We start from the raw sequence: 13537 nt of genomic DNA on the forward strand, positions 1-13537 counted from the left end.
TCATCCCCTCGGCGGATTGCGGAACCGGTGTCGGTGGTCGATGGTTGTCTAGCGCCGTCCCGACCGGCCGTTCGTCGAGCCGTCCGGACGCCGCCGCCGCCCGCGCCGTGCGGGCCCGACGGGCTCCCCGGCGCTCCGCGCTCCCCAGCCCGGTCCCCTCCCCTGCCGCTCCTGCTCCGCCCCTCCGGAGGACCCATGATCCTGCTCCGCCTCGCCTCCGCCTACGCGAAGCCCTACGCGCGCTGGGTGGCCGCCGTCGTCGTGCTGCAGCTCGTCGCGACGCTCGCCGCGCTCTACCTGCCGAGCCTCAACGCCGAGATCATCGACCAGGGCATCGGCCGCGGCGACACCGACTTCATCTGGGGCACCGGCATGACCATGCTCGGCGTCTGCGTCGTGCAGGTCGCCGCGGCGATCGGAGCCGTCTACTTCGGCGCCCGCACCGCCATGTCCGTCGGCCGCGACCTGCGCCGCGACGTCTACCGCCGCGTCGACTCGCTCAGCGGGCTCGAGGTCGGCGGCTTCGGTACGGCCACCCTGATCACCCGCGGCACGAACGACGTGCAGCAGGTGCAGATGCTCGTGCTGATGACCCTCAACTTCATGGTGTCCGCGCCGATCATGTGCGTCGGCGGCATCGTCTTCGCCCTGCGCGAGGACGCCGGCCTCTCCTGGCTGGTCTGGGTGTCGGTGCCGCTGCTGTTCGTCGTGGTCGGCTTCCTGGTGTTCCTGCTGCTGCCGCTGTTCCGCCTCATGCAGGACCGGATCGACGGGATCAACAGCGTGCTCCGCGAGCAGATCACGGGCATCCGCGTGGTGCGCGCCTTCGTGCGCGAGCCGTTCGAGTCCGAGCGGTACCGCAAGGCCAACGCGGCGATCACCGAGGTGTCGATCAAGGTCGGCAACATCTTCGTGCTGATGTTCCCCGCGATCATGATGATCCTGCACCTGGCCACCGCGGCCGTGCTGTGGTTCGGCGGGCAGCGCGTCGACGCCGGTCAGATGCAGGTGGGCTCGCTCACCGCGTTCCTGCAGTACCTCCTCCAGATCCTCACCGCCGTGATGATGGGCGTCTTCATGGTGATGATGATCCCGCGCGCGGTCGTCTGCGCCGAGCGGATCCAGCAGGTCCTCGACGCCCGCACCAGCCTCACCACGCCCGAGGGCGGGGTCCCGACGCCGACACGGGGCCGCGTGGAGTTCTCGGGGGTCGTCTTCGGGTACCCCGGCGCCGAGCGCCCCGTGCTCTCGGGCATCGACATCCTCGCGGAGCCGGGCCGCACCACGGCCGTCGTCGGCTCCACCGGCGCCGGCAAGACGACCCTGCTCGGCCTCGTGCCCCGCCTGTTCGACCCGCAGGAGGGCACCGTCACGATCGACGGCGTGCCCGTCTCCTCCCTCGACCGGGCGCAGCTCGCCGAGGTGGTCGGGCTCGTGCCCCAGCGCCCCTACCTCTTCTCGGGGACGATCGCCTCGAACCTGCGCTTCGGCCGCCCCGACGCGACGGACGCCGAGCTGTGGGAGGCGCTGCGCATCGCCCAGGGCGAGGACTTCGTGCGGAGCAAGGAGCACGGGCTCGACGAGCCGGTCTCGCAGGGCGGCACCAACGTCTCCGGCGGGCAGCGCCAGCGGCTCTGCATCGCGCGGGCCCTCGTCGCGAAGCCGCGGGTCTACCTGTTCGACGACTCGTTCTCGGCGCTCGACGTCGCGACCGATGCGCGGCTGCGGGAGTCGCTGGCCGACGCCACCACCGACGCGACCGTGATCATCGTGGCCCAGCGGGTGTCGACCATCCGCCACGCCGACCAGATCGTCGTGCTCGACGCGGGCCGCGTCGTCGGCCGCGGCACGCACGACGAGCTCCTCGAGACGAACGCGACCTACCGCGAGATCGTCGAATCCCAGCTGAGCGTCGAAGGAGTGTCCTGAGATGGCGCGCACACGCGACACCACCGCGCCCGAGGAGACGACGTCCCTCGAGCCCGAGTTCGAGCCCGGCGAGGGCGACGGCGGCATGTTCGGGGACGGGCCGCCCGCCCGCAAGGCGCAGAACTTCTGGCCGTCCGCCAAGCGCCTCTTCTCGCTGCTCGGCCCCGAGCGCGCCCGAATGGTCCTCGTGGTCGCCCTGGTCTCGCTGTCGGTCGTCCTCACCGTCATCGCGCCCAAGATCCTCGGGCAGGCGATGGACACGATCTTCAACGGCGTGATCGGCTCGCAGCTGCCGGCCGGCGTCCCGCTCGAGCAGATCATCGAGCAGCAGCGCGCCTCGGGCAACGGCACCTTCGCCGACATGCTGGCCAAGACCGACATCGTGCCCGGCGCGGGCATCGACTTCGTGGTCCTCGGCCGCCTGATCATCATCGTGCTGCTGATGTACGTGGTCGCGTCGGTGCTCATGTGGGCGCAGGGCTACATCCTCAACGGCCTCGTGATGCGGGTGGTCTTCGGTCTCCGCCAGGACATCGAGGCGAAGCTCAACCGCCTCCCGCTGCGCTTCTTCGACACCCGGCAGCGCGGCGACGTGATGTCGCGCGTCACGAACGACGTCGACAACATCCAGACGGCGCTGCAGCAGGCCTTCTCGCAGCTGGTGCAGTCGGTGCTCACCATCATCGGCATCGCCGCGATGATGTTCATCGTCTCGTGGCAGCTCGCGCTGATCGCGCTGATCTCGATCCCGCTCTCGGGCGTGATCGCGGGCGTGATCGGCGCCCGCTCCCAGAAGCTCTTCGCCGCGCAGTGGAAGAACACGGGCGCGCTCAACGGCCACATCGAGGAGACCTTCTCCGGGCTCGAGATCGTCCGCGCCTTCGGCCGCGACCGCGAGATGCTCGAGGAGTTCGACCGCCGCAACGACAGCCTCTACACCGCCTCGTTCGGAGCGCAGTTCGTCTCGGGCATGATCATGCCCGCGATGACCTTCGTCTCCTACCTCTCCTACGTGCTCATCGCCGTGGTCGGCGGGCTGCGGGTCGCCTCGGGTCAGCTGACGCTCGGCGACGCGACCGCGTTCATCCAGTACTCGCGCGAGTTCACGCAGCCGGTGACCCAGCTCGCGAGCATGGCGAACATGCTGCAGTCCGGCGTCGCTTCGGCCGAGCGCACGTTCGAGCTGCTCGACGCCGAGGAGCAGGAGCCGGAGACGGCGACCGCGTCGCTCCCGCAGCGCACCGACGGCCACGTGGAGTTCGAGGGCGTCTCGTTCTCGTACGACCCGGAGCAGCCGCTGATCGAGGACCTGACCTTCTCTGCCCAGCCCGGGCAGACGGTCGCCATCGTCGGTCCGACCGGCGCCGGCAAGACCACGCTGGTCAACCTGGTCATGCGCTTCTACGAGCTCACGGGCGGACGCATCCTGCTCGACGGCGTCGACATCACGAGCCTCGCGCGCGGCGATCTGCGCTCGCGCGTGGGCATGGTGCTGCAGGACGCGTGGCTCTTCCAGGGCACGATCCGCGAGAACATCCGCTACGGGCGCCTGGACGCCACCGACGAGGAGATCGTCGACGCGGCGAAGGCCACCATGGTCGACCGCTTCGTGCGCCAGCTGCCCGACGGCTACGACACGGTGCTCGACGCCGACGGCGGCAGCGTCTCGGCGGGCGAGCGGCAGCTGATCACGATCGCGCGCGCGTTCCTCGCGAACCCGTCGCTGCTGATCCTCGACGAGGCCACCTCCTCGGTCGACACCCGCACGGAGCTGCTGGTGCAGCACGCGATGAACGCCCTGCGCACCGACCGGACCTCGTTCGTCATCGCGCACCGGCTCTCCACGATCCGCGACGCCGACACCATCCTGGTGATGGAGTCGGGGCGGATCGTCGAGCAGGGCGCGCACGAGGCGCTCCTGAAGCAGCGCGGCGCCTACTACGAGCTCTACATGACCCAGTTCCGCGGAGGAGGCGACGAGGCGGGCGAGCACGCCGCAGCGGGCGCGCTCCCGAGCGGGGGAGGGGTCGCCCCGTAGAGTAGGCGCGTGACCGACGCACGCCAGCAGCTCATCGAGTACATCGGCTCCGACGCCGTCTTCCACGGGGACTTCACCCTCACCAGCGGCAAGAAGGCGTCGTACTACGTCGACCTGCGCCGCGTGAGCCTCGATCACCGCGTCGCGCCGTTGATCGGGCAGGTCATGCTCGACCTCATCGCGCCGATCGAGCGCGTGGACGCCGTCGGCGGCCTCACCATGGGCGCCGACCCGATCGCCGCCGCGATCCTCCACCAGGGGGCCGCCCGCGGCCTCGCCTACGACGCGTTCGTCGTGCGCAAGGAGCCCAAGGACCACGGCCGCGGCCGGCAGGTCGAGGGCCCCGACCTCGAGGGCAAGCGCGTCGTCGTCGTCGAGGACACGTCCACCACTGGCGGCTCGCCGCTGAAGGCGATCGAGGCCCTGCTGAAGGTCGGCGCCGAGATCGCGGGGGTCGCCGTCGTCGTCGACCGCGCGACCGGGGCCCGCGAGATCATCGAGGAGGCCGGCTACCCGTACTTCGCCGCGATCGGTCTGGCCGACCTCGGCCTGAGCTGATGGTCGACGACGGGGGACGCGACGGGGGCCCGGGAGGCGGCGAGCACCCGGATCGGGAGCGCCGCGGGTCCGAGGACCGCGAGCCGGAGCGTGCCGGATCGGAGACCGCCGAGCCGGAGCGTCCCGAGGCGGAGCGTCCCGGGGCCGAGCGTCCCGTCGGCGGCAGCGAGTGGCTGCTCCAGCAGCTCAGCGGCGGCCGTCTGAAGAGCATCTTCGATTCGCCCCGCCCCTCCCCTCCCGCGGAGGAGCCGCGCGCGGAGCGGACGTCCGGTCCTGCTGGGTCCGCGGCCGACGAGGCCCACGCCTCAACGGAGGAGCGGAGCGACACGAGCGAGTCGGCCTCCTCCGCCGACGCGGCCGGACCGTCCTCGGACGACGGCGACTCCGGTGCGGTGCCGCCCCGTGCCCCCGCCGCTCCGGTCGGCCTGTGGCCGGGGGAGCCCGTGCTGAGCGCGACGCCCGCCCCCGAGGAGGCCCACGACGATCGTCCGACCTCTGCGGACGCCCCCGCTCGGGTGGAGGATCGCGACGACGACGACCGCGGCACTGTCGCGGAGCCGGAGCGCTCCTCCGACCGCGACGGAGTCTCCGCCGGGGGACGGGATACCCGGGGCGGTGACACGGGTGTCCCCGCCGCGGGGGCCCGGGACACGGGATCGCCCGCGACCGGTGCCGGCGAGACCGGTGCCGGCGAGACGGGTGTCCGCGAGACGAGTGCCCGCGGGACGAATGCCCGCGAGACCGGCGCCTCCGGTGCGGACGTGTCCGACGAGGACGCCTTCGACGCGTTCTTCGCCCCCCTCCGCGACGACGCGGACGACGCCGACCCCCACGCCGACTCCGACCGCTCCGCCGACGCCGGCCGCACCGAGGTGCACCGCCGCGGGGCCGACTCCGTGCGTCCGGTCCTGCCGCACACCGACCCTCCCGCCGACCTGCCGACCGCACCCGCCGGGCTGCGCAGCGCCCACCGGCCGGACGACGAGCCCGATGCCGGATCCTCGACCGACGTCGATCCCGCGGGCCGCTCCGCCGCCCGCTACCCCGCCGACGGACGCCCGGTCGGCGCGACCCCGCCGACTCCGCGCGAGCCGACTCCGCCCGCCGTCTACGAGTGGCCCGACCCGCGCGGGGACTGGGACCAGCCGCCCGTGTGGGAGCAGGTCGTCGCTCCGCGTGACGAGCCCGACGAGGACGGCGGTGACGAGGAGCTGTGGCGCGAGACCGCCGGCGCCTACTCGTGGAACCTCGAGCCGGCCGCCGAGCCCACCGACCGCGCCGAGCCCGCGCCCTTCCGCACCGCTCCCGCGGCCGCCCACGTCAACGCCGCTCCGCCGCGGAAGAGCCGCTCCGCCCGGTCCCGACCCGAGCGCCGCGAGCGCGACTCGGCGCCCGCCGGAGCGCCCGCATGGCGCACGCTCAGCCGGCGCCGACTCCTGATCGGCCTGATCGCGGCGGGTGCGGTGATCCTCCTCGCCGGGCTCTTCGCGATCGGCATCGCCGTCGGGAGCGCCGGCGGCCGGGCCGAGCCGCAGGCCGCACCGGTCGTCAGCGAGACGCCCGCGGCGGAGCCGACCCCCTCGCCCACCCCGACCGCGACCCTCCCGACCGTCGGACCGCTGCCCGTCGGCACCTGGGCCTGGAGCGCGCTCCTCGGCGGCGAGTGCATCGATCCCTTCGACTCCGTCTGGGCGGAGGAGTTCACCGTCGTGGACTGCGCGAGCGCCCACTCCGCCCAGCTCGTCGCCACGGCGGAGCTGACCGACGCGGCGTTCCCCGGCCAGGACGCCCTGGCCGTCACCGTCTCCTCGCTCTGCCAGGCGCAGGGCGTCGTGGACGTCGCCGCGGCAGAGACCTACGGCGACGTGCAGGTCGCCGGCGCGTTCCCCGTCACCCAGGAGCAGTGGGACGCGGGCGAGCGCAGCTACTACTGCTTCGTCGACCGCGCGGGCGGCGGCGAGCTGACCGGCTCCCTCGCCGGCACTCCCGCGGCCTGACGCGCGCCGTCGCGTCGGCCCGGGGGATGCCGCCGTGCCCCTGCTCTGCGCACCCGGCCGAGCCGGGGAGCGCCCAGTAGGATCGCTCGTCGTGCAGGAGAACGAGGCGACCCCCGCGACCGGACCAGCCGCCTCCGTGGAGCTCACCACGAACGGCGTCGGCCCCTGGCAGGGGGAGTGGCCCGAGGACGACCGTCTCGACCCGGAGCTGCTGGAGCGCGGCGACGCGCGCAACGTGATCGACCGGTTCCGCTACTGGCGGATGGACGCGATCGTCGCGGAGCTCGACCGCACGCGGCACCCGTTCCACGTCGCGATCGAGAACTGGCAGCACGACATGAACATCGGCTCGATCGTCCGCAGCGCCAACGCCTTCGGCGCGGAGGGCGTGCACATCGTCGGCCGGAGGCGCTGGAACAAGCGCGGCGCGATGGTCACCGACCGCTACCAGCACGTCCAGCACCACGAGACGGTGGCCGACCTCGTGCAGTGGGCCGCGGAGGAGGAGGTGCCTCTCCTCGCCGTCGACAACGTCCCCGGCTGCGTGCCGCTCGAGACCTACCGGCTGCCCGAGCGCTGCCTCCTGCTGTTCGGGCAGGAGGGGCCCGGCCTCTCGGAGGAGGCGATCGCCGCCTCGGAGGCCGTGCTCGAGATCTCGCAGTTCGGCTCGACCCGGTCGATCAACGCCTCGGCGGCGGCGGCCGTCGCGATGCACGCCTGGGTGCTGCAGCACGTCCGCTTCTGACTGCCCCGCCCTCGACGGCACCGAGGGAACCCCGAACCGTCGAGACAGCCTCGTGGAGCGGGTTCCCTCGACGGTCCGGGGTTCCCTCGGAGGCGGTGCGAGGCTCGGGACTCAGACCGCGGAGTCCGGCGGGAACTCCGACTCCAGCGGCTCCGACGACAGGAGCTCGTGCACCCCGCTCAGCACCTCGTCCGGGCGGAACGGGTAGCGCTCGATCTCGGCCTCGTCGCTGATCCCCGTGAGCACCAGCACGGTGTGCAGGCCCGCCTCGATGCCCGCGACGATGTCGGTGTCCATCCGGTCGCCGATCATCCCGGTGTTCTCGCTATGCGCACCGATCTTGTTCATCGCCGAGCGGAACATCATCGGGTTCGGCTTGCCGACGACGTACGGATCCTTGCCCGTCGCCTTCGTGATGAGCGCCGCGATCGCCCCCGTCGCCGGGAGCACGCCCTCGGCGCTCGGCCCCGTCGCATCGGGATTGGTGACGATGAAGCGCGCACCCGCGACGATCAGGCGGATCGCCTTCGTGATCGCCTCGAAGCTGTAGTTGCGGGTCTCGCCCACGACCACGTAGTCCGGCGCCGTCTCCGTCATGATGAAGCCCGCCTCGTGCAGCGCGGTGGTGATCCCCGCCTCGCCGATCACGAACGCGCTCCCACCCGGCATCTGCGACGCGCAGAAGTCCGCCGTCGCCAGAGCGCTCGTCCAGATCCGCTCCTCCGGCACGTGCAGCCCCGACCCGCGCAGCCGCGCCGCCAGATCCCGCGGCGTGAAGATCGAGTTGTTCGTCAGCACCAGGAACGGGGTGCCCGAATCCGTCCACTCCTGGATCAGCTCGGGCGCGCCGGGGAGCGCCTTGTTCTCGTGCACCAGCACGCCGTCCATGTCCGTGAGCCAGGCCTCGACTTCACTGCGGTTCGTCGCCATGGGTCGATGCTATCGGCGGCACCCCCGCACACGACGGCGACGACCGGCGAACCACCCGGCTCCCCCCGCGGACGCCCCGGAGGACGGACGACCGCCGTGCGCCGGACGGCCGGACCCCGGACCCGCACAGCCGCGAGCGGGATAGCCTGGGACGCATGAGTGGCGAGAACCTGCTGGGCCCCGAACCGACCCTCCTCCCGGACGAGCCCGCGGTCACCGCGGCCCTCGCGAAGCACGCGAACCCGGGAGCCGTCGAATTCGCCGCCCTCGCCGCCGCCCACCCGCGCTCCCCGCTGGCCTGGGCGCTCCTCGCCGACAGCGTCTGGGGCATCGACGCGGCCCTCCCCTCCTACGCCTACGCCCGCGTCGGCTACCACCGCGGCCTCGACCTCCTCCGCGGAGCCGGCTGGCGCGGCCAGGGCCCCATCCCCTGGCGCCACGGACCCAACCGCGGCTTCCTGCTCTCCCTCTACGCCCTCCGCCGCGCCGCCGACTCCATCGGCGAGACGGAGGAAGTCACCCGCCTCACCCGGTTCCTCCAGCAGGCCGACCCGATCGCCATCGAGGAGATCGAGCGGTACCACGAGGACGCGTTACCCCCTACCGCCGCCATCATCATCCTCGGCAACGACTAGGCGACGCCCGGGTGCGGTTCTGGCGGCGTTGTCGTCGGGCGCCGTAGCGCCGCTACGGCTTCCTCCTCCGCCTTGCCAGAACCGCACCCGGACGCCGCCTAGCCCTGTGCTGGTGGGTGGGCGCCGTGCCTTCGGGCACGAGCGCGGGGCGCCGTGCCGGGGGCACGAGCGGCCGCGGGGGGCCGTGCCTGCGGCACGAGCCTGGTCCGAGGGAGGGTGGGGGCCGTGCCTGCGGCACGAGCCTGGTCCGAGGGAGGGTGGGCGCCGTGCCTTCGGCACGAGCGGCCGCGGGGCCGTGCCTTCGGCACGAGCCTGGACTGCGTGCGTCGGGCCGTGCCTGCGGCACGGGCCGGTCCACGGGTGAACGGGGTCGTGCAGGCGGCACGAGGCGGCTCGGGTGCGTCTGTGGGCGGGAGCCGCGGGTCGGGCGGCGGGTGGGTGGATCTAGGCGGCGCGCGGGAGCTGCGGCAGGATGGGGGGATGGACGGCGCGGTGGTGGAGGCGCTCCTCGAGGGGCTTCCGGGAGCGGAGGCGGGCTTCCCGTTCGGCGAGGGGACCCGGGTGTGGAAGGTCGCGGGGAAGGTGTTCGCGCTCGAGTCGGAGCGGTTCGGGCGGCCGGTGGTGAGCGTGAAGGCGCTGCCCGAGAACGTGGTGCACCTGGTCGCGGGAGTCGACGGGATCGAGCCCGGCTACCACCTGAACAAGAAGCACTGGGTGACGGTCGACGCCGGCGGGACCGTGGAGCCCGAGCTGGTGCTGGAGCTCATCGAGGAGTCGCACGCGATCGTGGTCGCGAAGCTGCCGAAACGGCTCCGCCTCGCCCTCGACGGCACCGCCTCCGGATCGCTGAACGAGGACGCCTGACCCGGACGGACGGCCCGCTCACGGCACCCGGACACACGGGATCCCCCGCCGCAGCAGGGGATCCCGGGGTCGCGCGGAGCGGCCCGACTACAGGCCGTAGGAGCGGAGGTACGCGGCGGTGTCGTGCCAGCCCTCGACGGCGAAGCACTCGACGCCCATCGCCTTGACGGGGTAGTCGTTGCCGTCCGGGTCGAGGCGGTCGCCGACGAAGATCATGTCGTCGAGGGGGATGCCCGTCAGCTCGGTGAGCTTGTTCATCCCGTACGCCTTGTCGATGCCCTTGCGGGTGATGTCGACGGAGGTCGAGCCGCCGGAGCGGACCTCGAGGTCGGGGAGCACGGCCTGCACGGCCTCGCGGAGGGTGTTCTTCTTCTCGCCGTCCGGGTCCCAGGCCTGCTTGACCTCGACGGGCGCGGACTGGCCGAGGGCCGAGAAGGTGATCTGCGAGTCGCGGTCCTCGAGGATCGGGCCCCAGGTCTCGGACTCCCAGTAGCCGAGCTCCTTCGCCTTCTCCTCGACGGCGGCGAGGGCGCGCGACTTCTCGTCCTCGGTGAGGTTCTCGGCGTAGATCTGCGCCCAGTCGCCGTTCTCGTACCGGTAGTACTGCGTGCCGCAGGTGGGCATGAGGTGCAGCTTCGCGAGGACCTCGGGGTCGGCGCCCTCGAGGCGGTCGAGCACCTGCATCCGGAACTGGCCGATCTGGCCGCCCGAGATGATGCACACCTCGGTGGCCTGGAGCAGCTTCACGAAGAGGTCGGCCATCGCCGGGTCGACGGGGGACTTCGAGGCGGCGAGGGTGTCGTCGAGGTCGAAGGCCATCAGGCGGGGCAGGGTGCTCATGGAACTCGTTTCACGGTCTGCGGACGGGGCGGTAACGAGGATACGGGGCGCCGCCGGAACGCGCGCGCGGTCGGCGCGGGCGGGCTCCGAGCGCAGACTGAGGGCATGACCGCCGCCATAGCGCCCGACGGAGGACGCCGCTCCCTCCCGCGCACTCTCGCCCGCATCCTCCTGGGCCTGGTGCTCGCCACGGCCGGCACGGCGCACCTGACGGTCGCTCGTCAGGCGTTCCAGGCGCAGGTCCCGCCATGGCTGCCGGCCGACCCGGACCTGGTGGTCGTCGCGTCGGGCGTCGTCGAGATCGCGCTCGGGCTCGCGCTCGTCGTGCTCGTGCGGTGGCGCGTGATCGTGGGTGTCGTGGTGGCCGCGTTCTTCGTCGCGGTCTTCCCCGGGAACATCTCGCAGCTGGTGACGCGGACGCCGGCGTTCGGCCTCGAGACGGACGCGGCGCGAGCGGTGCGGCTCGCCTTCCAGCCCCTCCTGGTGATCTGGGCGCTCTGGTCCACGGGAGCGTTCTCGGCCTGGCGGGCCCGCCGGTCGCGCAGCCGCGACGACTGAGCCGCCGGTCCGCGGCCCGATCGTCCCGCGATCCTCCGGAACGACGAACGGCGGCCGGCGGGAGACCCCGCCGACCGCCGCCCGTGCCCTCCTCGGCTAGGCCGCGAGGCGGCGTCGCGCGACGACCAGCGCGAGGCCCGACAGCAGCAGCACGAGGGCTCCGCCGATCAGGCCGGCCGCGTCGGCGCCGGTGTTCGCGAGCGAGCCCGGGCCGGAGCCTCCCGCGACGGGGGCCGCCGTGGTGGTGGGGTGCGGCGACGGAGCGGCGGTGGGCTGCTCGGTCGGGGTGCCGGGCTCGGTCGGCGCAGGGGTGACCGGGACCTCAGCGGCGGGCACCGTCGTCAGCGACCAGTTGGGGTCGAAGAAGTCGGCCTGGTCGATCACGCCGCGGGCGGTCGACCAGTCGATGAGCAGCTGGCGGATCTCGAGGCGCTCGTCGTAGACGAGGGGGGCCTGCGCGACGGCCGGGTAGGCGCCTCCGCCGCTCTGGCGGTAGTTGTTGACCGCCATCACGAAGCGCTCGTCGTCGGCGACCGGGGTCCCGTCGGCGTGGGCGAGACCGCGGATCCGCGAGCCGGCGGGCTGCGAGACGTCGATCACGTAGTCCAGGCCCGAGATCGCGTCGTAGTTGTAGTCCGGGATGCCGTCGGGGCGGTCCTCGGTCGTCGCGTTGGTGCCGGTCTCGGGGTCGAACACGGCGCCCTCGGCGGTCTGCACGAAGTAGCGGGCCGAGAACTCGAGGTAGTCGCGCACCTCGGCTCCGGTCAGCTCCACTCCGCGGAGGGTGTTCTCGTAGATGTACAGGCCGGCGATGTCGCGGATGCTGACCTGCCCCTTCGGGAAGACGGCGGTGCGCGAGAACGGCGACGCCTGCGAGATCACCGGCAGGTCGGCCCACTCGGTGCCCTCGAGCGCCGTCTCGACGGTCTCGGCCTGGACGGTGTTGATGAAGTCGATGATCGGGGTGTCCTCGTAGCGCGAGGTCGCGGCCGAGAGCTCCTCGACCGAGTCCGCGACGGGGGTGTTGACGTACTCGATCGTGGCGGCGTGCTGCTCGGCGAGGGCGTCGACCAGTGCGGGCGACTCCTCGGCGATGTCCGTCGCGTAGACGGGCTTCGCGACCGGCGCGCTCCCGGCCGACCAGTCGACCTCGAGGCCGCCCGCGGCGTCCGGCACCAGGTTCAGGGTGACCTCGGTGAGGCCCTGCGCCCAGAACTTCGGCTGGGTGACCAGCACCTGCTCGCCGGCGACGTTGGTGAACAGCGTCTGCGGCAGGTCCTTGTGGCTGTGGCCGGCGACGACCACGTCGATCCCGGGGACCTGCGTCGCGATGTTGTTGACGACGTCCTCGTTGAGGTCGGCGGCGTCGTACTCCGCGTCCGGGACCGTGCCCTGGCCGGTGTGCGCGAGGACGACGACCACGTCGGCCTGCTCCTGCACGATCGGAACCCACTGCTTCGCGGCGGCGACCATGTCCTGGAACTCGAGGACGCCGTCGACGTACTGCTTGTCCCAGACGCGGACGCCGGGGGTGACGAGGCCGAGGACGCCGACGGTGACCGTCTTCCCGTCGATCTCGCGCTCGATCAGCGTGTAGGGGTCGTGGTACGGCTTGCCGGTGGCGACGTCGACGACGTTCGCGCCCAGCAGCGGGGCGTTCAGATCGCCCTCGTACGCGCTGAGCATGTCGAGCCCGTAATTGTACTCGTGGTTGCCGACGACCTGCGCGTCGTAGCCGATGGTGTTGAACGCGGTGGCCATCGGATGCGTCGTCTCGCCGGAGAGGACGCCTGCGGCGCCGTCGCCGAGACCGTAGTAGTAGGTGAGCGGCGTGCCCTGGATCGCGTCGCCGTTGTCCATGACGAGCACGGACTCCTCGCCCTTCTCGGCGCGGAGGCGGTCGACCTCGGTCGCGACGCGGGTGAGGCCGAGCGTGCCGGCGGCCGGGTACGGCGCGTTCGCGAAGTAGTCCCAGTCGTAGACGTGCCCGTGCGTGTCGGTCGTCGACACGAGGGTGAGCTCGACGCCGTCGTCGAGAGGGGCGGCCGAGGCGATCGGAGCGGCGGTGGCGGCTCCGAGTGCGACGACGGCGAGGAGGCTTGCGGCGCGGAGTCTGCGCATCGTGGTCCTGTTCGCGTGATGAGTGGAGTGTGAACGTCCTCGAATCTATGCGGCGCGTGTGAACTGCGCATGACGGGATCGAGAGCATTGCTCGGCGATGCGTCCGCGGTGCGGCTCCGGTGCCGGGGCGTCCGCCGGGCCGGCCGTCGCCGGGGGCGTCCGCAGGGCCGGCCCGCGTCGGCGCGTCCGCCGGGCCGGCCTCGCGGCGAGGGCGTCCGCCGCACCGGCCTCGCGGCTGGAGGCGTCCTCCGGCCCCTCCGCTAGAATCGAGCGGCTGGTCGCGCGGAGGCGGCACGACTGCCGCGCCGCACCCGCCCACCCC

General features: G+C 72.6%; 11 protein-coding genes. 8 read left to right on the plus strand and 3 right to left on the minus strand.

Features of this window, described 5'->3' with window-relative positions:
• The first annotated feature begins 195 nt into the window (after nt 1–195).
• From C5D08_RS12660 to C5D08_RS12680, 5 genes are all read left to right on the plus strand, one after another.
• Entirely contained in the window at nt 196–1929 is a 1734-nt protein-coding gene (locus C5D08_RS12660) for an ABC transporter ATP-binding protein (protein WP_104277335.1), read from the plus strand.
• A gap of 1 nt (nt 1930) precedes the next feature.
• The gene (locus tag C5D08_RS12665) at nt 1931–3967 is read left to right on the plus strand and encodes an ABC transporter ATP-binding protein (protein ID WP_104277336.1); all 2037 of its coding nucleotides are present in this window, start codon (nt 1931–1933) and stop codon (nt 3965–3967) included.
• Nucleotides 3968–3976: 9 nt separating this feature from the next.
• A complete protein-coding gene (gene pyrE, locus C5D08_RS12670; RefSeq protein ID WP_104277337.1) occupies nt 3977–4525 on the plus strand; it encodes an orotate phosphoribosyltransferase in 549 nt (182 codons plus the stop codon).
• Nucleotides 4525–6522: a septum formation family protein gene (locus C5D08_RS17500; protein WP_104277338.1), complete on the plus strand. Its 1998-nt coding sequence runs from the start codon at nt 4525–4527 to the stop codon at nt 6520–6522. The genes pyrE and C5D08_RS17500 overlap by 1 nt, the downstream gene beginning before the upstream one ends.
• Before the next feature lie 91 nt (nt 6523–6613).
• On the plus strand, nt 6614–7267 hold the full coding sequence (locus C5D08_RS12680) for a TrmH family RNA methyltransferase (protein ID WP_104277339.1): 654 nt from the start codon (nt 6614–6616) through the stop codon (nt 7265–7267).
• A 111-nt stretch (nt 7268–7378) separates the two neighbouring features.
• On the opposite strand, the gene C5D08_RS12685 is transcribed toward C5D08_RS12680, so the two are convergent.
• Complete coding sequence (locus tag C5D08_RS12685; RefSeq protein WP_104277340.1) at nt 7379–8197, minus strand: HAD-IIA family hydrolase; 819 nt, start codon at nt 8195–8197, stop codon at nt 7379–7381.
• A gap of 155 nt (nt 8198–8352) precedes the next feature.
• Between C5D08_RS12685 and C5D08_RS12690 the strand changes: the two genes are divergently transcribed.
• Both C5D08_RS12690 and C5D08_RS12695 read left to right on the plus strand, forming a co-directional pair.
• Nucleotides 8353–8832, plus strand: coding sequence for a DUF3151 domain-containing protein (locus C5D08_RS12690; protein ID WP_104277341.1), 480 nt, complete (start codon nt 8353–8355; stop codon nt 8830–8832).
• A 480-nt stretch (nt 8833–9312) separates the two neighbouring features.
• The gene (locus tag C5D08_RS12695) at nt 9313–9696 is read left to right on the plus strand and encodes an MmcQ/YjbR family DNA-binding protein (protein WP_104277342.1); all 384 of its coding nucleotides are present in this window, start codon (nt 9313–9315) and stop codon (nt 9694–9696) included.
• Nucleotides 9697–9783: 87 nt separating this feature from the next.
• On the opposite strand, the gene C5D08_RS12700 is transcribed toward C5D08_RS12695, so the two are convergent.
• The gene (locus C5D08_RS12700) at nt 9784–10536 is read right to left on the minus strand and encodes an HAD-IIB family hydrolase (RefSeq protein WP_104222786.1); all 753 of its coding nucleotides are present in this window, start codon (nt 10534–10536) and stop codon (nt 9784–9786) included.
• 105 nt (nt 10537–10641) lie between these two features.
• Between C5D08_RS12700 and C5D08_RS12705 the strand changes: the two genes are divergently transcribed.
• Nucleotides 10642–11094: a hypothetical protein gene (locus tag C5D08_RS12705; RefSeq protein ID WP_104277343.1), complete on the plus strand. Its 453-nt coding sequence runs from the start codon at nt 10642–10644 to the stop codon at nt 11092–11094.
• Between the two features lie 96 nt (nt 11095–11190).
• Here C5D08_RS12705 and C5D08_RS12710 read toward each other — a convergent pair whose 3' ends face one another.
• Nucleotides 11191–13215 carry a bifunctional UDP-sugar hydrolase/5'-nucleotidase gene (locus C5D08_RS12710; protein ID WP_104277344.1) on the minus strand — a complete coding sequence of 675 codons (2025 nt, stop codon included), beginning with the start codon at nt 13213–13215 and terminating at the stop codon, nt 11191–11193.
• Nucleotides 13216–13537: the final 322 nt, after the last annotated feature.

Source organism: Rathayibacter sp. AY1B6 (assembly GCF_002932755.1).
Classification (GTDB): domain Bacteria; phylum Actinomycetota; class Actinomycetes; order Actinomycetales; family Microbacteriaceae; genus Rathayibacter.

Coding starts and splice junctions, on each gene's coding strand:
- C5D08_RS12660 (WP_104277335.1), top strand. CDS start 196: ATGATCCTGCTCCGCCTCGCCTCCGCCTACGCGAAGCCCTACGCGCGC.
- C5D08_RS12665 (WP_104277336.1), top strand. CDS start 1,931: ATGGCGCGCACACGCGACACCACCGCGCCCGAGGAGACGACGTCCCTC.
- C5D08_RS17500 (WP_104277338.1), top strand. CDS start 4,525: ATGGTCGACGACGGGGGACGCGACGGGGGCCCGGGAGGCGGCGAGCAC.
- C5D08_RS12685 (WP_104277340.1), bottom strand. CDS start 8,197: ATGGCGACGAACCGCAGTGAAGTCGAGGCCTGGCTCACGGACATGGAC.
- C5D08_RS12690 (WP_104277341.1), top strand. CDS start 8,353: ATGAGTGGCGAGAACCTGCTGGGCCCCGAACCGACCCTCCTCCCGGAC.
- C5D08_RS12695 (WP_104277342.1), top strand. CDS start 9,313: ATGGACGGCGCGGTGGTGGAGGCGCTCCTCGAGGGGCTTCCGGGAGCG.
- C5D08_RS12700 (WP_104222786.1), bottom strand. CDS start 10,536: ATGAGCACCCTGCCCCGCCTGATGGCCTTCGACCTCGACGACACCCTC.
- C5D08_RS12705 (WP_104277343.1), top strand. CDS start 10,642: ATGACCGCCGCCATAGCGCCCGACGGAGGACGCCGCTCCCTCCCGCGC.
- C5D08_RS12710 (WP_104277344.1), bottom strand. CDS start 13,215: ATGCGCAGACTCCGCGCCGCAAGCCTCCTCGCCGTCGTCGCACTCGGA.